Origin of the sequence: Piscinibacter gummiphilus (assembly GCF_002116905.1) — a bacterium.
GTDB lineage: Bacteria > Pseudomonadota > Gammaproteobacteria > Burkholderiales > Burkholderiaceae_C > Rhizobacter > Rhizobacter gummiphilus.
The window spans coordinates 3,870,587-3,892,621 of record NZ_CP015118.1 but is presented as its reverse complement, the minus strand read 5'-3'; the positions used below and the strand labels follow the sequence as shown (position 1 = coordinate 3,892,621).

Here is a 22,035-nt window from a genome sequence, read left to right as displayed (position 1 = left end):
GGCAGGGCTTCAGGGACGCTGCCCGACGCGCAGCACCAGGCGCCCCGTCACCTCGCGGTTCGCCAGGCGCCGCAGACCCTCGGCGAACGACGACAGCGGAAGCACGTCCGACACCTGCGGCCGGAGTGTCCCCGCGGCCACCGCCGCGAAGAGGGCCTCGTCGGCGGCGCGGCTGGCGTGTGGCTCTCGGGCCATCCAGGGCCCCCAGAAGCACCCCACCACGCTGTAGTTCTTCAGCAGCGGCAGGTTCATCGCGAGGCTCGGGATCTCGCCGCTCGTGAACCCGATCGGCAGCACGCGGCCACCCCAGGCCATCGCTCGCGACACGGTGCCGAACAGCGGACCGCCGACGTTGTCGAAGAACACGTCCACGCCCCGGCCGCTGGTCAGTTCGAGCAGGCGCTCGCGCACCGGCTCGCTGCTGCAGTCGATCGCATGGGCGGCGCCCTGGCGGCGTGCCACGTCGCACCGCGCGGCCGAGCTGGCGCCTGCGATGACGGTGGCGCCCGCCACGCGCGCCACGTCGACGGCCGCCAGGCCGACCCCGCCCGCGGCCCCGCTCACGAACACGGTTTCCCCCGGCTGCAATTGCGCCCGGGTGACCAGCGCGTAGCGTGCCGTGCCGTAGGCATGGCGCACGGTGGTGCCGACCTCGAAGCCCACGCGGTCGGGCAGCGGCACGACGCTCGCGGCGGGCACGGCCCAGCGCTCGGCCCAGCCGCCGTACCAGTGGCTGCAGGCCACGCGGTCGCCCACGCGCACGTGCCGCACGCCGTCGCCGACGGCCAGCACGACACCCGCGGCGTCGCTGCCCGGCACGAAGGGCAGGGCGGGCTTCATCTGGTAGCGGCCGGCGACCATCAGCGTGTCCATGAAACTCGGTGCGGTCGTGTGCACGTCGACCACCACCTCCCCCGGGGCGGGGACCGGGTCCGGCAGCTCGCCGAGTTCGAGCGCCTCGATGCCGTCGAAGCGGCTGCAGATGACGGCGCGCATGTCAGTTCTCCACCGAGCGGGATGCCGCGCCGGTGCGGTTCGCGGACCGCCGCAGCCATCCCGGGCAGGGGATCAGCATGCCGACCTGCCGGCGGTAGGCGCGGTAGCGCTCGCCGAACTGCCGCACGAGGTCCCGCTCCTCGAACGCAATGCCGATGAGGATGTAGACCGTGAACCCCGCGGCGAACAGCAGCCGGCCGGCGGTCATCACCGGCACCGACCAGAAGGTCAGCAGGAAGCCCAGGTACAGGGGGTGGCGCACCCAGCGGTAGAGCAGCGGCGTGCGGAACCGTGCTTCGGGCAGCGGGCGCCCGGTGAGCCGGGAGAAGACCTGCCGCAGCCCGAACAGCTCGAAGTGGTCGATCTGGAAGGTGCTGGCCAGCAGCAGCAACCAGCCGAGTGCGAACACGCTCCACAGGAGTGCGGCGCCGACGCGGTCGTCGACCTGCCAGAGGACTGGCGTGTCGATCGGCAACCAGAACCGGAACATCAGCAGCAGGGCGAGGCAACTGGCGACCAGGAAGGTGCTGCGCTCCACGACCGGCGGAACGATCCGGCTCCACCATTGCTTGAAGCTGTGGCGGGCCATCAGGCTGTGCTGGATGCCGAACACGGCGAGCAGCAGGAGGTTGGTACCCAGGGCCTGTGTCCATGGGGCACCCGCGCCGATGTCGACCGACTTCGGCACGACCAGGTTGGCGCTGAAACCCACGAAGTAGGTGAGGGTGGCGAGGCCTGCCGCGTAGGCGGCCACGCCGTAGAGGAACGAAAGCAATCGGCGCATGGCGATCTCCTGGTCCGGTGGTTGAGCGATGGGAGGATCGTGGGCACCGGGCGTCCCTTCAGCGTCCCTGGGCAACGGCCTCGTGCCCGGCTATAAACGCCCGATGACGTCCACCCCGCCATCTCCGCTGGAACTGCAGGTGTTCGGCACACCCGTCGCCGTGGTGGCCGGGCGCGAGACACGGCTGCCGCTGAAGCGCGCCATCGCGCTGCTGGCGTACCTGGGTTTCGATGCCGGGGTCGTGCCGAGGGCGCACCTCGCGACCCTGCTGTGGCCGGACGCGGATGAGTCGCAGGGACGCACCCGCCTGCGCAGGCTGGTCTACACGATCGAGGAGGCGCTCGGCAGCCCGGTCCTGTCGGCCGACGGCGATGGCCTCGCCCTGGACGCCGGGCACGTCGGAATCGACGCCCTCCGCTTCGCGCGGTTCGCCCGCCGTGCGGTGGCGTCCGCGGCGTTCGACGAGGCCACCCTCGCGGAAGCTCGCCAGTGGATCGAGCGGGCGCGGCGCCCGATGCTGCAGGGCATCGCCTTCGGTTCCGGGGTTTTCGACGACTGGCTCAAGGCGGTGTCGCTGGAGCACGAGCACCTTCTCGCGCGGCTGCTGGAGCGCCTGGCCGACGCGCTCGGCCAGCGTGGGGAGTTCGCGGCGGCGGTGGCCCTCGCGGAGGGGCTGGTCGCACTCGACCCGTACCGCGAGCCGAGCCACGTGCTGCTGATGCAGCTGCACGCGCGCCAGGGCCACAGTGCCGGCGTGGAGGCGGCCTACACGCGCTGTGCTGAGCTGCTGCGCGCGGAGTTCGGCATTCCGCCCGGACCGCAGACCGAGCGGGCGTACCTGCGGCTGACGGACGACCTGAAGCGCCTGCTGTCGAACCGGGTGGAGCGGCCAGCCGTGCGTTTCGCCGAAGGCGGCGCGGGTGCGATCGCCTACACGACGCTCGGGGCGGGCGAGCAGGCCCTGGTGGTCTGCCCCGGGTTCGTCGGCCACATCGAGATCGCGCTGGAGCACCCGCCGTTCCGCGAGTGTGTCGAGGCCCTGGCGGACCGCTTCCGGGTGATCCTGTTCGACCGGCGCGGCGTGGGCCTGTCCGAGCGGCTGCGCGCGACGAGCACGCCGGCCGCGCTGGCGGGCGACGTCGCGGCGATCCTCGCGCATGCCGGGGTGCCGCGCGCGTGGATCTTCGGGTCGTCCGAGGGCGGGTTGGGTGCGATGCGCCTCGCCATCGACCATCCCGGCCATGTCGAGGGCCTGTGCCTGTTCGGCTCGCTGGCCCGGGGCTCGGCCGCCCCCGATTACCCCTGGGCGCTGCCCGCGCCCGCGTACGACGTGTGGCTGCAGCGGCTCGTCGCGGCGTGGGGCGGCCCGGCCGGAATCGAGACGTTCGCGCCCAGCCGGGTGGACGATCCCGCGTGGCGGGCCTGGTGGGCGCGCATCGTGCGGCACGCGGCCTCGCCCGGCGGCCTGGAGACGATCCTGGGCGGCCTGCGCGATGCCGACCTGCGCGCCGACCTGTCCCGCATCGCCGTGCCCACGCTCGTGATGCACCGGCGGGGCGACCGGGCGGTGCGCTTCGAGGCGGGCGAGCACCTCGCGAAGCACATCCCCGGCGCGGCCTGGCAGCCACTGGAAGGCGAGGACCACTTCTGGTGGTGCGGGGACAGCGCCCGCGTCACCGAAGCGATCCTGCGGTTCACCGCACGCTGATCACGTCACTTCTTGCGCGCCGCGATGGCTTTCTCGGCCCCGTTCACCAGGTCGGCACCGATCTGCCCCTTCCACTTCTCGTAGACGGGCCGCGTGGCCTTCACGAAGGCCTCGCGCTCGGCCGGGCTGAGCTGGGTGACGGTCACGCCGTGCGCGGCGATCTCCTTCAGCAGCGGCTTGTCGGCCTCGACCAGGCCCTTGCGCGCGATGGCGATCTCTTCCTTGCCGGCGTCGATGGCGGCCTGCTTGACGATCTCGCGGTCGGCGGGGGTCCAGCTGTTCCAGATGTCCTTGTTCACGACGAAGATCAGCGGGTCGTTCACGTAGCCCCACATCGTGATGTGCTTCTGCGCCACGCTGTGGAGCTTGGCGGCCTGGTACACGGCGATGGGGTTCTCCTGGCCGTCGACGGCGCCGCTGGCGAATGCGGGCTGGGCGTCGGCCCAGCTCATCTGCGTGGGGTTGGCGCCCAGGGCGGTGAAGGTGTCGAGGAACAGGGGCGAGCCCACGACGCGGATCTTCAGGCCCTTGAGTTCGGCCGGCGACTTGATCGCCACCTTGGAGTTGGAGATCTCGCGGTAGCCGTTCTCGCCCCAGGCGAGCGGCACCACGCCGGCCTTGTCCAGCGTCTGGAAGATCTTCTGGCCCACCTCGCCCTGGGTCACGGCGTCCACCGCGGCGTAGTCGGGGAACAGGAAGGGCAGCGAGAACAGGTTGAGCTGCTTGACCTGCGGCGACCAGTTGATGGTGGAGCCGACGGCCATGTCGATCACGCCCTGGCGCAGCGCGGAGAACTCGCGCGTCTGGTCGCCCTGGATCAGCGAGACGCCCGGGTACAGCTTGATGTTGATGCGGCCCTGCGTGCGTTCGCGGACCTTGTTCGCCCACAGCTCGCCGCCCTTGCCCCAGGGGAAGGCCGTGCCCAGCACGAGCGACATGCGGTACTCGCTCTTGTACGCGGTCTGCGCGAGGGCGGCCGGCGAGGTGAAGGCCAGCGCGGCGGCCGTGGCGGCGGCGGTGGCGAGGAAGGTGCGCAGTTTCATGGTTTGCATCCGGTTGGAGAAAGGGAGGGCGGGTTCAGTAGCCGAGCTGGTGGGGCAGCCAGAGCGCCAGGGACGGGAAGGCCACCACCAGCAGCATGGCGAGGGTCATGGCCAGCACGAACCAGAGAACCCAGCGCGTGGTGTGTTCCATGCGCACGCCGGCGATCTTGCTCGCCACCATCAGGTTCACGGCCATGGGCGGGGTGAACTGGCCGATGGCCACGGTGAGCGTGAGCACGACGCCGAACCACACCACGTCCCACTGGTAGTGGGCCATGATGGGCATCAGCAGCGGCACGAAGATCAGGAAGATGGAGATGCCGTCGAGGAACATGCCGGCGATCAGCAGCAGCACGATCAGCAGCGCGAGCACGCCCTTCTCGCCGAGGCCGGATCCGACGATGGCCTGCGTGACCGGGTCGATGACACCCAGCGTGGACAGCGAGAACGCGAAGATGCCCGCGAGCGACACCACGACGAGGATCACGGCCGACAGCTCGCCCGCCTCGCGCAGGATGACGAACAGGTCGCGCACCTGGATCGTGCGGTGGATGACCATGCCCACGAACAGGCCGTAGAACACCGCGACCACGGCGGCCTCGGTGGGCGTGAACCAGCCCGCGCGCATGCCGCCCAGGATGACCACGGGCGCGGCCAGTCCCCACGAGGCTTCGCGCAGGCTGCGCCAGAAGGGCGGACGGGGCATGTCGGCCTCCGCCGCACCCATCTGGTGGCGGCGGGCCAGCCACACGGCGGGCACGATCAGCGCGATGCCGGCGAGGATGCCGGGGATCATGCCCGCCGAGAACAGCGCGGGCACGGAGGCCCCGGGCACCAGCACCGAGTACACGATGAAGGCGACCGACGGAGGGATCAGGATGTCGGTGGCCGCCGCGCTCGCGACCACGCTGGCGGAGTACGCGGCGGGGTAGCCCGCGCGGGCCATGGCGGCGATCATCACGCCGCCCACGGCGGCCGCGGTGGCCGGGCCCGAGCCCGAGATGCCGCCGAGGAACATCGCCACGGCGATGGCCACCAGCGGCAGCATGCCGGGCCCGCGGCCCACGATGGCGACGGCGAAGTTCACCAGCCGCAGGGCCACGCCGGACCGGTCGAAGATGGCGCCCACCAGCACGAACATCGGAATGGCCAGCAGCGGGTACTTGCCGAGGCCCGCGTAGAAGTTCTGCGGCACGGCCAGCAGCCCGAACCAGGACGCGTCGGCATTGGCCAGCGCGATGGCGGCGGCGCCGGCCAGGCCCAGCGCGGCGCCGATGGGCACCCCGAGGAACATCATGCCCAGGAAGGCGATGAACAGCAGCGCGGCGATCATGCACCGGCTCCCGGCGTGGCGCGCCCGCGACGCAGGCGCACGAACACCTGCACGGCGCGGGCGGTCGTCAGGGCGCACAGCACGGGCATCCAGATGGAGTACCACCACTGCGGCACGCCGATGCCGGGCGAGGTTTCCTCGAAGCGGTAGTCGTCCCACACCACGCGCACGCTCAGCACGGTGATGAGCCCGAACAGCAGCGCCACCATCACGGCGCCGAACTCGGCCAGCACCCGCTTCCGGCGCTCGGAGCCGCCGTCGGCGAAGAACTCGATGCGGATGTGCAGTTGGCGCGCCACGGCGGCCGAGCCGCCCACCAGGGCCAGCACGATCATCAGGAAGACCGAGATCTCCTCGGTCCAGGCGAACGAGGCGCTGGTGAAGTAGCGCACGATCACGTTGGCGAAGGTGATCAGCGCGAGGGCCGCCATCGTCAGGACGATGAGCCAGTCTTCCAGGCGGAGGGATCGGGGTTCGGGGGCGGGGGACGGTTCGGTGCCGGGAGCGGGGGAGGACATGGACAGCGCGGGGGCCAGGGGGCGATTCGGGTCAACCCGGATCTTGTCGCCCGGCGGTGCGGGGGACCATGAGGGCATGCCCTAGTCGCCGCGGGCAGGCCCGTCGGTTCAGGACGCCGCCAGCAACGCCGTCATGCGCTCGCGGACGCGGTCATCGGGCTCCTCGCGCTGCGCCTGTGACAGCAGGGCCGGCGCCGCGTCGGGCCACTGCGCGCGCCCCCAGCCCTCCAGGGCGCCGACCGCCATGTGGCGGTTGCGGATGACCGGGCTGCGCAGGCCCGCTTCCACGAGCGGCCAGCCTTGGCCCGGGAAGACACCGAGTGCCTGCAGCACGAAGTCCAGCGCCCGATGGTTCTCGAACGCGGCGCCGAAGCCCATCTCGTTCGCGGGGCCCGTGGCGATCGCGGGGAGGTCGAGCCGCTCCCGCGCCAGCGCGACGACGCGCTCGACCCGTTCCGCGTCGTTCGTGCGCATCAGTTCGAACCACTGTTCGCCCGTGCCATCGCGCTGCCGGGCGAAGCGCGTCTCCCAGATGTCCAGGCCCATGCGTTCCGCGGCGGTGCTGGCGACCCAGAAGGCGTCCGGGTCCGTGTCGCCGAGGGCCGCCCGCACCAGCTCCGGCCAGTGCGGTGCGGACAGGATCCGCGCGGCGGCATCGCGCACGCGCTCGCGGTGGGCGGGCGTCCACCCGATGGCTTCGAGGGGCTCCCAGGTGCGTTCCGCATCGTCCACGAAGTCGGCGATGTCGGCCACGGCGAGGTAGGTCGCCAGCGGAGGTGAGGCCTGCGAGGCCACGTGCGCGAGATACCGCACCACGGCCTGCGCCCCGTCGTCGTAGTCGGAGATGTCCGCGGCCGGGCCACCGCGCAGCAGCGCCTGGATCAGTTCGCCCGCGCCGGCGAGCAGGGGCGCATCCACCTCCGCGGCCTGAAGCGCCGCCAGCAGGCCGCCGCCGGTCGCGCAGGCATGCGCGAGGTACTCGTTCATCACCGAGTTCCTGTAGCCCTCGCGCAGCAGCCAGGCGCGGATCGCGGGCTGCGCCGTCCCGGCCAGCCGTTCCACGAGGTGGATGCGGCCCCAGCCGTCCACGCGCCGGGCGAGGTTCCACAGGGCCTCTTCCCCTTCGGCGGGCGGCAGCGTGTTGCTCAGCGCGACCGATGCATAGAGCGTGAACTCGTCGTGCAGGCCGAGGCGCAGCAGCACCTCGGTTTCCTGCGGCGGGCGGATGAGGCCCAGCAGCGCGATGCCCATCTTGACGGGGCCACGGTCCGGGCTTTCGCACACCAGCCAGCGCGCGAAGGCATGGAGCCGCCCGGCATCGATCTCGCGGGAGCCGCGGACGGCGGTCAGCAGCGCGTCGGCGAGCCGCATCACCTCGCCCTCGGTCACGAAGTCGTAGAAGTCCTTCACGTGTTCGGGCGTCGGCGTGTTCAATGCCGCTTCCAGCATGTGCAGGACCTTGTCCGCCGAATCCGGCTCCGCGTGCCCCACGTGATGGCTGAGGACCCCGTCCGCGGCACCGGCCGCCCAGCGGAGGTCGGAGCCGCTGCGGCTGACCACCGCCTCCTCATCGGGCAGCGTGGCTGCGGCCTCCGGCAGTCGGCCGCCGGGCTCCAGCGGGAAGCTGGCGAGGTACCCGAAGAGGCTCGGGCGGCCGTCGACCCAGGGCGCTGGGAAGCCGTTCACCATCGTCGGGGGTGGCGGCGGGGCCAACTTGCCTTCGCCGCGTCCATTGCCTCCGAGCAGGCGCTTCAACCACTCCATCAGGTCCTCCCTCTTTTGTTCGTCGCCGGGATTGTCACCCGGCGGCACCGGCTCCTTCACGGGCGGTTCGACGGCGCGCGGGCGGTGTCAGCGAGCGGGCCCATTGCCGGTAGATGCGGCGGGCCGTCGCCTGCAGGGCCGGGAGGTTCGAGTGCATGTCCGCGAGGATCCGGGCGCGGCTCTGCACCGCGGGCCCGCCGGCCACGGACAGCTCGGCGCGGGCGTGCTCGCACCACTCCGAGACGATGTCCTCGGTGACCTCGAAGTGGCACTGGAACGCCATGTGCCGGCCGATCGCGAACGCCTTGTTGAGGCAGTGGGTGCCGTACAGCAGGCGGCGCGCGCCGGTCGGGATGGCGAAGGTCTCGTAGTGCCAGTTGAAGCCGACGACCTCGTCGGCGCCGAAGAGGGCGGTGCCGTGGGGTGTCACGTGCAGCCGGCTCCAGCCGATGTTGGCCCACGCGTTGCGGCACACGTGCGCCCCGAGCGACTTCGCCATCATCTGCGCCCCGAAGCAGTGGCCCAGCACGGGCACGTCGAGGTGCATGGCGCTGCGCACGAAGTGCAGTTCCTCGGCGATCCAGTCGACCGGGTCGTTGACGCTGCGGTTGCTGCCGAGCAGCACGATGCCGCTGTAGTCGGGGGCGCTGCGAGGGAGGCTGTCGCCCTCGTCGGGACAGAAGACCTTCGTCTCCATGCCGCATTGTTCGAGGCAGCGGACGAGGAAGCCGCCGCGCTGGGTCGGGTCGTGCTGAAGGATCGCCACGGGTCTCATGGATGGGGCGCGTTGCGGCGCGCCGGCTGTGGAGGAGCGATCAATCTAGGGTCGGGCGTGTCAAGACGGCGTCAATTCGATGGGGCCCGTGAATTGACACGATCTTGATGCGCGCCTGCCTACGATGCGGGGTTTGCTTCGAGGGGAGGGTGACATGTTCGATGGGCCGGGCATCGTGCTGGCGCTGGCCGCGGTCGTCGGACCGCTGGCCTGCGCCTGGTGGGTCATCGGTGCCTGTTGCGCGCCCCCGCGGTCGTGGAGGGGCGCCGAGCGTGCGAGACCTCACAATCCGGCCTACGGGGGCGACGACCCCCGGGTTCCATTCACCCACGGAGAGAGACATGACGATTCGCACCTCGCTGCGGCCGCTGGTCGCAGCGGCGCTCGTGCTGGCCTGCGCCGGCGCCCAGGCCGCACGCTACGACGCCCCCGTCGCGGCCAACGCGTACATCACCTACAACGGTTTCGACTGGGCCTGGGCGAACCCCGTGGCCGCGGACGGCAGCTTCGTCGAATACGCGGCGCCCACGCTCTACACCGGCATCGACCTCAGCTACCAGTCCCAGTTCGGCTGGCGCCTGGCGACGGTCGAGGAACTCGCGTTCGCTCCGCTCGCATCGCAGTTCCTGTTCGAGGGGGCGAACGTGCCCGGTGAGCCGGGCGCGAAGGACCCGGTCAGCGGCTCATGGGTCAACGTCCCCGGACGCAACGGCATGGACATGGCCTGCGCCGCCGCGTACTTCAGCGCATGGGCCACCACCTGCAACTACGCCAACGGGCCCGGCCTGAACGTTCCGGGCTACCAATCGTCGCCGTGGTGGGGGCAGCCTGGGTCGCAGACGTGGTCGGACACGCTGGTCGTGCGGGTTGCCGCGCCGGTGCCGGAACCGGCGGCCGTTGCGATGATGTTCGCCGGCCTGGGGCTTGTCGCCGCCATGCGCCGCAGGCACCGCTGAGGAGGCGGGCGGAGGCGCGGCTGCTTCAGGCGGAAGCGCTCCTCCAGTGCCCATCGACTCGTCATCCCGGCGAACGCCGGGACCCATGCGAGCCATGTGCGAACCTGAATGCAGCGGATCCCGGCGTTCGCCCATTGCTGCTCGGGGAAAATCGAGGCATCGACTGATTGACCCGCTCTGAAGCGGACTGCAACGAAGCTGCCGGTCTCCCGACTCGATCGCGCCGCAAAGAACAAAACTGTCGTCCCGGCGCAGGCCCATTGCTGTCCGGGGAACTTGTATCAAGCAAAGGCCAGATCCATCTGGCCCGCCTTGAAGGCTCGTAGCTCGGTTCGTCGTCGTCGGCTCTCGGTGGTTTTCTCGCGCCGCCCGACTCGCTCGAACAGTGTTGCTGTCAACTCGTTCAACCGCGTTCGCAAGCTGCTCTCGCCCTGCTTTCCTGCCTGCTCCAGCACCAGGAGCAGGTAGGTGATCAGTGCCGTCATCACCTGGATCCGAACAGCATTCTCTGTTCGCGCGCAGAACTTCTTGATGTTCAGGTTCTGCTTGATCCACTTGAAGAACAGTTCCACCGCCCAGCGCTCCTTGTAGAGCGCTGCGATCTCTGCGGCGGGTGCGTTCAGATCGTTGCTGGCGAACACCAGCGGCGTGTCGCCGGGCCGGTGCACTTCGATCCGACGCAGCGGTTCGACGTAGCGGTTGTATCGGCCACCGCCGGGCCTGCGGTTGGTCAATCGAACAACTTGATCCTTGAGGATGACGCCCTCGTCTGCCTCTACGATCTCCCGCTCCGCCACCACCTCCAACTTCACGTTCATCTTGAACCGGGTCACGAACCGCGCGCCCTCAGCGTCGATGTCGTGCCACCAATTGAAGTCGTAGTACCCCTTGTCGAAGACGTAGGTGGCGTCCCGCTCGATCGGTACGGGCAGCGCCGCCGTCAGATCGTTGACGTTGGTGGCCGTCATGCTCTGCCACCAGGGCGTTGCACTCCCGTGCTCGTACACCATGTGCAGCTTCAGGCCCTGCGTGGAGCGCACCTTCGTCGGAGCCGCCCACTCGTCGAAGCCGCGTCCCTTCAGGCTCACCGTCGTCGAGTCGATCAGGAACAGCAGGTCGCTGTACTCCCTGCGCACCTTCGGCTTGAGCATGTTCATCAACGCTCGAGCCGTGTCGCCGAACACTCGCCAGTCACGGCGCTTGTTGGCGTCGCCCAGCGTCGAGTGCGTCAGGCGTCCCGCGCCCAAGTGGTAGTGGTGGTTGCTCTGAGCGTTGAAGCCGGTCGCGATGTCCCGCAGCGAACTCGACTTGGACACCTGGGCATAGACCATCGCCACCAAGTGCCCCCAGCTGTCGAAGCTCTTGCAGTATCGATCAGCGTCGTATCTCTCGACTGCCTTGTCGAACGCCCCGCGTGGGAGCAGCTTCAGGAACTGGTGGAACCGGCTTATGCTTTGCATGTTGCGGGGGTTTGTTGATCGAGTTGGCGCTCTGGGATTTATCCCAAATCACCAACCCTCGCAACAACTTACCGCTCAGCACTCAAACTTTCCCCGGACAGCAATGGGCGCAGGCCGGGACCCTGGGCCTGGCGCGCGAACACAGCGTCATCGCAGAACCCGATGCCACCGCGTGCAGGCGCCAGCGCCTGCGCTCAGCAGGATGTTCCGCCCTGCGCGGAACGACGCGAGTGGCTCGATTGAACCGAGCGTTCGCGAAGGCAGACCCCGCGAGTCAGAGCCTGGCGAGAAGTCCTGGCGTCATCGAGTTCTCGGCGTTCGACGCGCGAGTCCCGCGGAGCAGGAGCAGCAGAGCCGAATAAGCCGAAGCTGGTGTTCAGGTGCTTTGTTGGTTACTTATTTGCACCAGCAAATAAGTGACTCGCCCGCCGGGGCGAACTCCCGGCGCGGTCTCACTCACGAGGGGAACGGTGGCGCGCGCAGCCGGCACGGCCAGCAAGGACTCGGACATGCGCGCGGACAACCTGCTCAGGGTCCCGGCCTGCGCCCATTGCTGTCCGGGGAAAATCGAGACGCCCTCAAAACACTTGTCGTCCCGGCGAAAGCCGGGACCCATCGCGGGCGCCGGACGTGCGCGGCATCGAGCGATCTGGCGTGGCGTTTGCTCTTCGGGTGAGGCCGCGCCGGGTCTCGGCCCGGCAGCCGACCCACTTTCTCACGCGAGAACGTGGGCAAAGAGCGCCCCCGATCCGGCGGTCCTGCCCGGCTTCGCCGGTCAGGACTGCTCTGCGATGCTCGCGGCTTGGGGCTTCGCCCACAACTCGCCCTTCGGGCTCAAACAAGTGGGCTCGACCGCCGCTGCGCTTCTCGACGCCTCCAACGGGGGATTCAAGAGCACCGGCTCGCTTCGCATCGTGCTGGAGGAGCTGCACATCGCCTTCGGCGATGTGCAGCCGCGGTCGGGTACGAGGTGGGCGGGTGGCAACTGCTGATCGAGTCGACGCAGACCTGATCCTGCCGGATCGCCCTGTTCATCGAGCCCTTCCTTGACCGCGCCGATTTTCCCCGGACAGCAGTGGGCGAACGCCGGGATCCAGTGAGGCCGCAGCGCGCTGTCGCGTGGTTGCCCTGGTTTCAGGCCCGCGCGGCGCGACTCAATCCACCATCAGATTGTCAGATCGACCGCGCGGGTCCCTGCCAGCCAGCTGATCATTGATCCACGCAAGCGTGCGCTCTGTCGCGTCGGGCACGTTCCGACGGTGGAAGAAGGTCTCCAGTTCGTACCACTTGTTCCCCACACGCAAGCTCGTCCCATCGCGTGTTCCCACCTGTCGACCGGCACCACGAACGCTTGCGATGAAATGCGAGACGAACGCCTCGAAGGCCTGTTCATCTTTCCGAAGCAGTTCCCGGATGTCCGGCGAAGACATCCTCTGCATTCGGGCGCGGACATCGCGACGGACGAAGTGGTCCGTCTCCAGCAGCCGCGCCCACTCATCCAGCTGGGTCGCGTCCAGCAACGTTGTCGCGTGGTTCCACGCGTCGCCTTCATCGGCGCCTGTCAGCAGGACTTTCGCTGCTGTTTGGTCCGCTGCGGTACGAGGCCCCTCTGGCGCGTAGTCGCCCTCTGTCTCGGACAAGAACGAGTCAGCGCTGGTGCACAGGCTGGCCGCCTCGACGAGTGAGCGAACGCATGACTCGACGTCGCGATACAGGACTCGTGCACCATCGTCATGCGGCAGATGAAGAACACGAAATGCAAGTGGGCCCTGTACGCACACGGCGAGGCAATTCGACTGGTGGTCGTCCAGCACCGGCACCAGGGCCCGCTCGGCCAATGAGGGGACGGCGTCAAGCCACGCCATCACCTGCGTGGGACCGAGAACGCTCGCGTCAAGGGAATCCATCTCGAGGCCGTCAGACACCAACCACAACTTGACGAGTGCTTCTGGCAGAGGGGCATCGCATCGGCGGGCAACTGCGCGGATCGCCTCTTGCGAGGCCGGGTCGGACCGGGCGACGTCTCCGCGCCCAAGGAGCTCATCGATCACGTCTTGCATGGGTTGACCGGCTCAGGCCGGCGGAGTCTCTCGTACCTGCATCATATGGACCTGACGGTCGGTCTCGTGGCCGAGCCGAGGTCCGCTTCCGCTTGGCCGGGCGGACTTCATCGATGCGCCTGCAACCACGCCAGGATGGCTTGCTGGACCTGGTTCGTGCGAGCAGGGCCGAGGACCCGGCTCCGATACGGCGACGTGCTGCCCCGCACACCGGGCGCGGACTCGTGGATGGCTTGGGCCAGCTGATCCAGGTAGGCCCTCGACCTCGCCGCGTACGCCTGCCGTTCGGCTTCGTCGAGTTCGATGACCACGCTGTACTCGGCCGGGCCGTGGCTGCAACGCGCGTCGAGCAGGAGCGCATCGCCGTCCTTGACCAGGAACCAGGCGTGGGGGCCGTGGTGGATGACGTCCATCTCAACTGCCGAGAAAGTAGCGGCGGCGCTCGTCGGACCAGCGGGCGAGACGTTCAGTGGAATCGTCCTCGCACCAGTGAGCGAGCCCATCCGCCATCTCCTGAAATCCTTGATCGCGTAGCCATGCGACGGTGCGGCCCGGGCCGGCACCGAGCATGTTCTCGATGTCGAAACCGCATTGCAGGTCGAATTCCACATCGTACTTCGCACGCCACATGGCGGGGACGTCCGCGGGGTTGCCGACGAGAAACAGCAGCCAGGCGCACCAGTACACGTTCTCGAAGTAGTCGTCGTCTTCTCCCCATGCCGGGTCCCAGTCCGCATCGCCGAGGTCGTCATGGGCCAGGCGTCGGCGGAACTCGACTTCGGCGGCGAACAGGCCGCGCAGCAGCTCGTGATGACGGGCGGCCTCATCGGGATCGATGGCTCGCAAGGCGCGCTTGCGCGTCGCAGGCATGTCGGGCAAGGCGTCTGATGGCATGGGACTCATCACATCTCTGCGTCGTGAATCTCTCGGTTCAAGGCGAGCGACAGGCGTGCGCAGAGCATCGTCAACCATCCGGTCCAGAGTCCCGCATCCACCTGCCCCTCGAAGACGGCGCCGGAGGGTTCAACGGAGGCGACGATGTATTGCGCGTCGCCGTGAAGGCCGAACCACGAGGCGATCTGCCGAGTTCCTTGCCACCCGGGCATCGACTGGTAGACCGCCAGGATCGTTTGCCAATCCGAGTCAGGCCCGTCATGGCGGATGTTCAGCGTGATGGTATGAAGCATCGTCCGTGTTCCAGTCGTGCGCTCAACGAGCGGCGTTTTCCGTTTTCCAGCGGTTCATCGCGGCTCTAGCCCGGTGCCGGACGCTCTGGGAGAACCGGCTGGACGGGATCGACTGCAAGGCCGCCGCCACCTCTGCGTCCACCGGGACACCTTGCTCCACCCATCGCAGTGCCAACTCGACCCAGTACTCCGTCGGCCAGCGCAGGCCGGCAAGGAGGACTGCTTTCGCATCGGAAGGACCTGCGGGAAACTCGGCGAACGGGCGCTCGAGGGGAACAACGTTCTGGGGAGAGTCCACGTTCGCTCGGGCCGGCCGGCTACTCGTAGATCTTGCCCAGCCAGAGGAACACGGCGAGGTCGCGCCACGTCGGCCCCGTCGACGATGTGCCCCAGTCCGCTTGGGCGCCGGCGCCCGCCAGCGCACATTCGAGGTAGCTCGAGATCGTGCTGTTCTGCCAATCTTCCGCGCCACCCAGGCAGTAGCGTTGCGGATGCCTCCGCTCCAGTTCTTCAGCGCTCACGCGCTCAGCGACGAGTGCCTCGGCGAAGCGGAAGAAGCTGGCGCGGTCGACGACCGAATCGGGGTCGAGGGCAGTCATGGCGTCATGGCTGGGAAAGTTGAATTGCCATCATCCTACTGAACGCCAAGGGATGGTGGCCGTGTCTGGAGCGCGACCGCCCAGGCTGGAAGCAGGTACGGCGCCTTCGTCAGGGGTCAGGAGTCTCGTGGGCCGTTCCATTTTCGATGTCGACTCGAACGAGCCGCGGGCCATCGTATTCCACGCCGCGGAGCACGGTCGAGAACGCCACCATCCACTGGACTGGCGTGCGCCCGCGGTGGTCCGCGGCGCGGGCGTCCGGCTCGGCGCTGAGCAGCGCGCCTTCCCAGCCGCCGTGCCGCGCGAAGTCCTCGGCGACCTGCATGGCGAGCGAGCGTGCCTTGCTCATCGACAGCCTGCGCGTGTTGTTCATGCGCGGCATTGTCGGCGCAGCCCTGCTGCCCGTGCTGTGACGGCCGAGCAGAAGCGTGCACACGAGGAACATCGGTAGCGAAAGCGTGGCACCCATCACGAGCCCGAACGCAAGACCCGCGCCCCCGTGGATCAGCCAGGGCTCCCAGTGGATCGCCCCCTGACCGGTGTTTTCGGGCGGGGGAGGTGCCGGGCGCGTGGACCGCTTCAGCTTCGATGCGACTGCACCACATCGGCTGTGCCGGCCAGCGCGTGGCGCACCCGAACTGCAGCCGTCCTCAAGTTCTCCCGGTCGATGTCCATTTCAACCCGGACGTCCCACGGCGTTCGAAGGACCTGGTTCCCCGCCGTCGTTTCGACACGCAGACTCGGGCCCCACCACGAGTCGTTGAACACAGCGTCCCGGACCTGGGCCAACGGGATGCTTCGCCAGCGGGCGAACCAGATCGCTGAACGCAGGTGGAGCGCGCGGTCGGTCAGGAGGATGGCGTATTGGGTGCTCCGATGGGCGGCCCAGCCCAGCGCTTTCCACTGCGCTTGTTCATCGGGATGCAGGCGCAGCCGGTCGAAGGGGAACTCATCGAGCGAAACACCCATGTCGAGTTTTCCCTTTCCGCGACGGGCCCCACCCGTCACATGGAGCGGCCATCTTGCTGTCGCAGCGCCGCCATCAATTGGGCTCGGTCTTCCTCCAACCCCAGCACCACGGTTTCGGCGACAGGCTTGCGCGGTGGTTCCGGCACGCGGGGGAAACGCCTGTCCACGTACTCGGCGGCATCCGCGAGCGCATTGCGGCAGTACGGACTGGGAACGAGTTCCCAGGCCAAGGCCAGTGCGTGCCCGATGAAGGCAGAGAAGTCCCCCTTCCTGCCGCCGTTTCCTCCGACCTTCGAGGCGAGGGCGCCGGCCTTGAAGTGCAGCAACTCGGTCGGCATGCCGTCGATGACGAAGCCCGGGACCGCATCGGGTGCCGTGGTTGCCGGCACCATCGACGCCAGCAGGCTGGCGAATGCCCCCTGGGCCACGACGGCTTCACTTCGGTCGGCCAGCATGGGCGCGGGCTCGTACTGGTGCCAGATCATGCCCCGCGCACTGGCGACCGAGACGATGCCGTCCGCGAACGTGATGCAGATCTCGGGATGGAACGAGGGCTTGAGCAGCAGGCGAACCGCTTCCACCGCACGGGTGCATGCGGGGTCGTGCTCGAAGGAGACGATGCCCATGCACCGGCAGATGGCCTCGGCTGTGTAGGCGCCTGTTTTCATGCAGCGGGAGCTTACCCGACGGCACCATTGACACCGGCCCGGATCGCATCATACTGTATGAATGAACAGTGTCACCCGAAACGCAGCGGCACCGCGTTTCGCGCTCCCCGACTACGCCGAACTCCACTGCCGTAGCAACTTCAGCTTCCTGACCGGCGCGTCGCACCCCGAGGAACTCGTCGAGCGGGCCATCGACCTCGGGTACACGGCGCTCGCCATCACCGATGAGTGTTCGCTCGCGGGTGTCGTGCGCGCCCACGTGGCCGCGCGGGACCGGCCGCTGCACCTGATCGTCGGGGCGGAGATGCGGCTGTCGCCGCAGGACGATCCGCCAGAGGAGTTGGTTCACACGCACCCGATGCGCCTCGTGCTGCTCGCGCAAACGCGGCGCGGCTACGGCAACCTGTCGCAGTGGATCACCGTGGCGCGCCGGCGGGCGACGAAGGGCAACTACCTCGCGCACGCCACCGACCTCGAAGGGCACGTGCCCGCGGCGCCCATGCTGGCAGGGCTGCCCGACTGCCTGGGCTTGCTCGTGGTCAGCGCCGACCAGCCGTTCGACCTCGTGTTCGCGCAGGCGGTGTGGCTCAAGACCTGGTTTCGCGACCGCGCCGTGCTCGCGCTCGAACTGCTGCACCGGGCCGGCGACGACGACCTGCTCGCGTGCGTGGAGCGGGTGGCCGCGCTCACCGGCCTGCCCATCGTGGCCGCGGGCGACGTGCTGATGCACGTGCGCTCGCGCAAGGCTCTGCAGGACACGCTCACCGCCACGCGCGTCAACCGCCCGGTGTCCGCGTGCGGCTGGCAGCTCGAGCCCAATGCCGAGCAGCACCTGCGGTCGCGCGCGCGGCTCGCCGCGCTGTACGACCCGGCATGGCTCGACCAGTCGCTGGTGCTCGCGGAGCGCTGCACGTTCTCGCTGAAGGAGCTGAAGTACGAGTACCCGCAGGAGCTGGTGCCGCCGGGCATGACGCCCATCAGCCACCTGCGCGCGCTCACCTACGCCGGGGTGCCGAAGCGCTTCCCGGAGGGCCTGAAGACCGAACACGCGGAACAGATCGAGAAGGAACTCGGGCTGATCGAGCAGCTGAAGTACGAGGCCTACTTCCTCACCGTGGCCGACATCGTCTCGTGGGCCCGTGCGCAGGGCATCCTGTGCCAGGGCCGCGGCAGCGCGGCGAACTCGCTCGTCTGCTACTGCCTGCAGGTGACGGAGGTGAGCCCCGAGCTGTCCACCATGCTGTTCGAGCGTTTCATCAGCGCTGAACGCAACGAGCCGCCCGACATCGACATCGACTTCGAGCACCAGCGCCGCGAGGAGGTGATCCAGTACCTCTACCGCAAGTACGGCCGCCACCGCGCGGCGCTCACCGCGGTGGTGATCAGCTACCGGCCGCGTTCGGCGCTGCGCGACGTGGGCCGCGCGCTCGGCATCGACGAAGCGGCCATCGACCTCGTGGCGAAGAGCCAGCAGTGGTTCGACGGCCGCAGCGTCGACCCCGCGCGCCTGGGTGAACTGGGCTTCGACCCCGAGGCGCCGGTCACGCGCCGCTGGATCGAACTCACCGGCCAGCTCATCGGCTTCCCGCGCCACCTGAGCCAGCACCCGGGCGGCTTCGTGATCGCGAAGGACCGCATCGAGCAGCTCGTGCCCGTGGAAAACGCCGCGATGGAAGGGCGCAGCATCGTGCAGTGGGACAAGGACGACCTCGATGCGCTCGGGCTCATCAAGGTGGACATCCTCGCGCTCGGGATGCTGAGTGCGCTGCGGCGGTCGCTCCAATACCTGTCGGACAAGCTCGGCCGGCCGATGGAGATGCAGGACATCCCCAACGAGGACGAAGCCACCTACGAGATGATCTGCCGCGCCGACACCGTGGGCGTGTTCCAGATCGAGAGCCGCGCGCAGATGAGCATGCTGCCGCGGCTGAAGCCGAAGACTTACTACGACCTGGTGGTGGAGGTGGCCATCGTGCGGCCCGGCCCGATCCAGGGCGGCATGGTGCACCCGTACCTGCTCAACCGCGAGAAGGACCCGAAGGAGATCACGTACCCGAGCAAGGAGATCGAGCCCGCGTTGAAGCGAACGCTGGGTGTGCCCATCTTCCAGGAACAGGTGATGCAGATCGCGATGCTCGCGGCCGACTTCACCGGCGGGGAGGCCGACCAGCTGCGCCGCGCGATGGCCGCGTGGAAACGCAAGGGCGGGCTCGGGCCGTTCGAGAAGAAGCTCGTGGGCCGCATGGTCGAGAAGGGGTACGAGAAGGAGTACGCCGATCGCATCTTCCGGCAGATCGAGGGCTTCGGCGAATACGGCTTCCCCGAGAGCCATGCGGCCGGCTTCGCGCTGCTCGCGTACGCCAGCAGCTGGCTCAAGTGCCACCACCCCGACGTGTTCCTCACGGGCCTGCTCAACAGCCAGCCGATGGGCTTCTACGCGCCTGCGCAACTGGTGCGCGACGCGCGTGCGCACGGCGTCGAGGTGCGGCCCGTCGACGTCACCGTGAGCGCGTGGGACAGCGCCCTCGAAGGCGAGGGCGAGCCGCAGCGCGCGGTGCGGCTCGGCCTGCAGCTCGTGAAGGGGCTGAAGGGCGAGACCGCGAGGCGCCTCGTCGACGCGCGCGCGGAGCGGCCCTTCGCCAGCGCCGAAGACCTCGCCCGCCGCGCCCACCTGGACGCCGGCGACCTGGAAGCGCTGGCACAGGCCGACGCGCTGCGCACGCTGCCCGGCATCGCGGGCCACCGACACCAGGCCGCGTGGGTGGTCGCGGGCATCGACACCCGGCCCACCGAACTGCTGCGGGCCACGCGCGTGCACGAAGCGTCGGCCGAGCTCGCCGCGCCCGCCGCCGTCGAGGACACGCTGGCCGACTACCGGTCCGTGGGCCTCACGCTGAAGACCCATCCGCTCGCGCTGCTGCGCGAGCAGCTCGATGCGTTCAAGGTGCTGCCGGCCGCCGTGCTGCGGAACCATCCGCACGGCCGGCTCGCCCGCGCGAGCGGCCTCGTGACGCACCGCCAGCGGCCGCCCACCGCGAAGGGCACGATGTTCGTCACGCTGGAGGACGACACCGGCGCGGTCAACGTGATCGTGTGGCCGAAGGTGGTGGAGACGCAGCGCAAGCCGCTGCTGGGCGCCACGCTGATGACGGTGTTCGGGCAGTGGCAGCGGCAAGGGGAGGGCGAGGAATCGGTGATGCACCTCGTGGCCACGAAGGTGATCGACCACACCCCGCTGCTGCAGGGGCTGGTGTCGCGCAGCCGGGATTTCCGCTGACAGCAGGGTAGGACGCCGCGCACGCTGCGAACCGGCTTCCGCCGAACGACGCGGCGTGCGGCGTTTTCTACAGTGCGCTCAGCCGGGGCACACGGTGTGCCCGGTCCCGACCCTGTCAGGAGACAACACCATGACCACCTTCAAGACTTCGCTCTTCGCCTTCGTCGCCGCCCTGTCGCTCGCGATGGCCGCCTGCCAACCCCACGAGGGCCCCGCCGAACGCGCGGGCAAGTCGATCGACAACGCGGCCGAGAAGGCCGGCCAGAAGATCGAGAACGCGGGCGAGAAGATCGAGGATGCCGCGAAGAAGTGACGGTGCGGCGAGGCCGGCGCCGTCAGGCTTCCTGGGACACCGTGTCCATCGGCGGCGTGGCGTTCGCCGTCACGCGGCGCGCGCTCTGGAGCCACAGCTTGAGGTCGCGCGCGGAGCCGGACACCACCACGAGGTTCGTGTCGGGATGCCGCGACGTGCCGGCCTCCTCGGCGCGGGGCAGCCACAGCACCGGCGCGGCGCTGGCCGCCAGGCCACCCTTGGCCAGCGCGGTCACCGGATCGGGGCGCAGCGGCTTGTCCTTCGCGTCGACCAGCCACGGTGCCACGCCCGCCTTGCGCGGCGCGGACGACCAGGTGGCCGAACGGAACGGCTGGATGTCGACCACGAAGCGCATGCCGTCGTCGCGCATCACCGCGATGGGGGCGGTCCAGCCGCCGGGCAGGCGCTTGTCGAACTTCACGGACCACTGCGTGGGCAGCGACAGTTCCCCGCAGGCGCGCTTGAGCAGCCGCCGGCGGCGTTCGCGCAGTTCGGCATGCACGGCGAGCGCGAAGCCGCCCACCGCCACCACCGCGCACACGGCGCCCACCTGCCACCAGCTCCGCCAGAAGATCAGTCCCACTTGAATGCTGATGGCCGCGAGACCGAGACCGAGGAGGATCCGGGCGAGCCAGTTGATGAAGGGACTGTGGCGCATGGAAAAACAGACGGCGGGAGAAGGGACAGCTTCGCCGATTCTGGCAAAGGGCGGGCCTGCCGAGGCGGTAGGAATGCACGTTTCGGCCGTTCATGGAAAACCCGCGGACTCCTGGACGAAAATGCGGCGATGCACTTCCTCCTTTCGCCTGCCAAGTCGCTCGATTTCGACACCCCCTCGACCATCGACAGCCCGACGCTGCCGCAATTCCTGCCGCAGTCGGCGGAACTCATCGACCTGCTGCGCCCGAAGAGCCCGCAGGAGATCGCCTCCCTGATGGACCTGTCCGACAGCCTGGCCGCGCTCAACGTGGCGCGGTACGGGGCATGGTCGAAGCGTTTCACCGCGCGCAACAGCAAGCCGGCCGTGCTCGCGTTCAACGGCGACGTGTACGACGGCCTGCAGGCGCCCTCGCTGTCGGCCGCGGACCTCGACTGGGCCCAGCAGCACGTCAGCATCCTGAGCGGCCTCTACGGCGTGCTGCGTCCGCTCGACCGCATGCAGCCGTACCGCCTCGAGATGGGCACGGCGCTCGAGAACCCGCACGGCAAGAACCTCTACGCGTATTGGGGCGACACGCTGGCGCGCTACCTCAACCGCCGCGTGGCCGCGGACCCGGTGCCGGTCATCGTGAACCTCGCGTCGAACGAGTACTTCAAGGCCGCCGACCGCAAGGTGCTCAAACCCCGGGTCATCGAGTGTGTGTTCGAGGACTGGAAGGGTGGAAAATACAAGATCATCAGCTTCTTCGCGAAGCGTGCCCGCGGCCTGATGGCCCGGCACGCCATCACGCAGCGGCTCACCACGCCGAAGGACCTGGAATCCTTCGCGTCCGACGGGTACGCCTTCGAACCCTCGGTCTCCGAACCCGACCGGCTGGTGTTCCGCCGGCGCCTGCCCGACGCGGCTTGATACACGCGGAGAAGGGGCAGCACGCGAACGGTCACGGCATGAACGGCACAATGGC

23 protein-coding genes are annotated in these 22,035 nt (G+C 69.0%); 6 read left to right on the top strand and 17 right to left on the bottom strand.

All coding sequences use genetic code 11. The features are described 5' to 3' along the window. Window positions 1-9: 9 nt before the first annotated feature. Both A4W93_RS17525 and mddA read right to left on the bottom strand, forming a co-directional pair. Entirely contained in the window at window positions 10-996 is a 987-nt protein-coding gene (locus tag A4W93_RS17525; protein WP_085751830.1) for an NADPH:quinone oxidoreductase family protein, read from the bottom strand. Between the two features lies 1 nt (window position 997). Beyond that, a complete protein-coding gene (gene mddA / locus A4W93_RS17520) occupies window positions 998-1,780 on the bottom strand; it encodes a methanethiol S-methyltransferase (protein WP_085751829.1) in 783 nt (260 codons plus the stop codon). Between the two features lie 103 nt (window positions 1,781-1,883). Here mddA and A4W93_RS17515 point away from each other — a divergent pair, with 103 nt between their 5' ends. Further along, complete coding sequence (locus A4W93_RS17515) at window positions 1,884-3,488, top strand: bifunctional AfsR/SARP family transcriptional regulator/alpha/beta hydrolase (protein WP_169726557.1); 1,605 nt, start codon at window positions 1,884-1,886, stop codon at window positions 3,486-3,488. A gap of 5 nt (window positions 3,489-3,493) precedes the next feature. Here the strand turns inward: A4W93_RS17515 and A4W93_RS17510 are convergent, their stop codons facing one another. The 5 genes from A4W93_RS17510 to A4W93_RS17490 form a co-directional block, all read right to left on the bottom strand. Beyond that, complete coding sequence (locus A4W93_RS17510) at window positions 3,494-4,531, bottom strand: DctP family TRAP transporter solute-binding subunit (RefSeq protein ID WP_085751827.1); 1,038 nt, start codon at window positions 4,529-4,531, stop codon at window positions 3,494-3,496. Window positions 4,532-4,565: 34 nt separating this feature from the next. Continuing rightward, the gene (locus A4W93_RS17505; protein ID WP_085751826.1) at window positions 4,566-5,864 is read right to left on the bottom strand and encodes a TRAP transporter large permease; all 1,299 of its coding nucleotides are present in this window, start codon (window positions 5,862-5,864) and stop codon (window positions 4,566-4,568) included. Beyond that, entirely contained in the window at window positions 5,861-6,382 is a 522-nt protein-coding gene (locus A4W93_RS17500; protein ID WP_085751825.1) for a TRAP transporter small permease, read from the bottom strand. Before A4W93_RS17500 ends, A4W93_RS17505 begins: the two co-directional genes overlap by 4 nt. 108 nt (window positions 6,383-6,490) lie before the next feature. Beyond that, window positions 6,491-8,146 (bottom strand): hypothetical protein, encoded by a 1,656-nt coding sequence (locus A4W93_RS17495; protein WP_157131683.1) that lies wholly within the window; start codon window positions 8,144-8,146, stop codon window positions 6,491-6,493. A 34-nt stretch (window positions 8,147-8,180) separates the two neighbouring features. Then, window positions 8,181-8,912, bottom strand: coding sequence for a type 1 glutamine amidotransferase (locus A4W93_RS17490; protein ID WP_157782184.1), 732 nt, complete (start codon window positions 8,910-8,912; stop codon window positions 8,181-8,183). A 350-nt stretch (window positions 8,913-9,262) separates the two neighbouring features. Here A4W93_RS17490 and A4W93_RS17485 point away from each other — a divergent pair, with 350 nt between their 5' ends. Further along, complete coding sequence (locus A4W93_RS17485; RefSeq protein ID WP_085751822.1) at window positions 9,263-9,877, top strand: PEP-CTERM sorting domain-containing protein; 615 nt, start codon at window positions 9,263-9,265, stop codon at window positions 9,875-9,877. A gap of 281 nt (window positions 9,878-10,158) precedes the next feature. Here A4W93_RS17485 and A4W93_RS17480 read toward each other — a convergent pair whose 3' ends face one another. Then, the gene (locus A4W93_RS17480) at window positions 10,159-11,337 is read right to left on the bottom strand and encodes an IS4 family transposase (protein ID WP_085749227.1); all 1,179 of its coding nucleotides are present in this window, start codon (window positions 11,335-11,337) and stop codon (window positions 10,159-10,161) included. Window positions 11,338-11,846: 509 nt separating this feature from the next. On the opposite strand from A4W93_RS17480, the gene A4W93_RS29710 reads away from it, so the two are divergent. Beyond that, window positions 11,847-12,329, top strand: a complete 483-nt coding sequence (locus A4W93_RS29710; protein WP_157131682.1) for a hypothetical protein — start codon at window positions 11,847-11,849, stop codon at window positions 12,327-12,329. Between the two features lie 162 nt (window positions 12,330-12,491). Here the strand turns inward: A4W93_RS29710 and A4W93_RS17470 are convergent, their stop codons facing one another. From A4W93_RS17470 to A4W93_RS17435, 8 genes are all read right to left on the bottom strand, one after another. Further along, window positions 12,492-13,397 carry a hypothetical protein gene (locus A4W93_RS17470; protein ID WP_085751820.1) on the bottom strand — a complete coding sequence of 302 codons (906 nt, stop codon included), beginning with the start codon at window positions 13,395-13,397 and terminating at the stop codon, window positions 12,492-12,494. A gap of 107 nt (window positions 13,398-13,504) precedes the next feature. Further along, window positions 13,505-13,810 (bottom strand): hypothetical protein, encoded by a 306-nt coding sequence (locus A4W93_RS17465; protein ID WP_085751819.1) that lies wholly within the window; start codon window positions 13,808-13,810, stop codon window positions 13,505-13,507. A 1-nt stretch (window position 13,811) separates the two neighbouring features. Beyond that, entirely contained in the window at window positions 13,812-14,291 is a 480-nt protein-coding gene (locus tag A4W93_RS17460; RefSeq protein WP_157131681.1) for a hypothetical protein, read from the bottom strand. Between the two features lie 8 nt (window positions 14,292-14,299). Beyond that, window positions 14,300-14,584: a hypothetical protein gene (locus A4W93_RS17455; RefSeq protein ID WP_085751817.1), complete on the bottom strand. Its 285-nt coding sequence runs from the start codon at window positions 14,582-14,584 to the stop codon at window positions 14,300-14,302. A 317-nt stretch (window positions 14,585-14,901) separates the two neighbouring features. Then, window positions 14,902-15,183 (bottom strand): hypothetical protein, encoded by a 282-nt coding sequence (locus A4W93_RS17450; protein ID WP_085751816.1) that lies wholly within the window; start codon window positions 15,181-15,183, stop codon window positions 14,902-14,904. Window positions 15,184-15,292: 109 nt separating this feature from the next. Next, a complete protein-coding gene (locus A4W93_RS17445) occupies window positions 15,293-15,556 on the bottom strand; it encodes a hypothetical protein (RefSeq protein ID WP_085751815.1) in 264 nt (87 codons plus the stop codon). A gap of 206 nt (window positions 15,557-15,762) precedes the next feature. Further along, window positions 15,763-16,152, bottom strand: coding sequence for a PH domain-containing protein (locus A4W93_RS17440; protein WP_085751814.1), 390 nt, complete (start codon window positions 16,150-16,152; stop codon window positions 15,763-15,765). A gap of 35 nt (window positions 16,153-16,187) precedes the next feature. Next, complete coding sequence (locus tag A4W93_RS17435) at window positions 16,188-16,820, bottom strand: hypothetical protein (RefSeq protein WP_157782183.1); 633 nt, start codon at window positions 16,818-16,820, stop codon at window positions 16,188-16,190. Window positions 16,821-16,881: 61 nt separating this feature from the next. Here A4W93_RS17435 and A4W93_RS17430 point away from each other — a divergent pair, with 61 nt between their 5' ends. Beyond that, the gene (locus A4W93_RS17430) at window positions 16,882-20,097 is read left to right on the top strand and encodes an error-prone DNA polymerase (RefSeq protein WP_085751812.1); all 3,216 of its coding nucleotides are present in this window, start codon (window positions 16,882-16,884) and stop codon (window positions 20,095-20,097) included. A gap of 130 nt (window positions 20,098-20,227) precedes the next feature. Then, complete coding sequence (locus A4W93_RS17425; protein ID WP_085751811.1) at window positions 20,228-20,410, top strand: hypothetical protein; 183 nt, start codon at window positions 20,228-20,230, stop codon at window positions 20,408-20,410. 22 nt (window positions 20,411-20,432) lie between these two features. On the opposite strand, the gene A4W93_RS17420 is transcribed toward A4W93_RS17425, so the two are convergent. Then, window positions 20,433-21,068 carry a hypothetical protein gene (locus A4W93_RS17420; protein WP_085751810.1) on the bottom strand — a complete coding sequence of 212 codons (636 nt, stop codon included), beginning with the start codon at window positions 21,066-21,068 and terminating at the stop codon, window positions 20,433-20,435. 129 nt (window positions 21,069-21,197) lie between these two features. Between A4W93_RS17420 and yaaA the strand changes: the two genes are divergently transcribed. After that, window positions 21,198-21,980: a peroxide stress protein YaaA gene (gene yaaA / locus A4W93_RS17415; RefSeq protein WP_085751809.1), complete on the top strand. Its 783-nt coding sequence runs from the start codon at window positions 21,198-21,200 to the stop codon at window positions 21,978-21,980. Window positions 21,981-22,035: the final 55 nt, after the last annotated feature.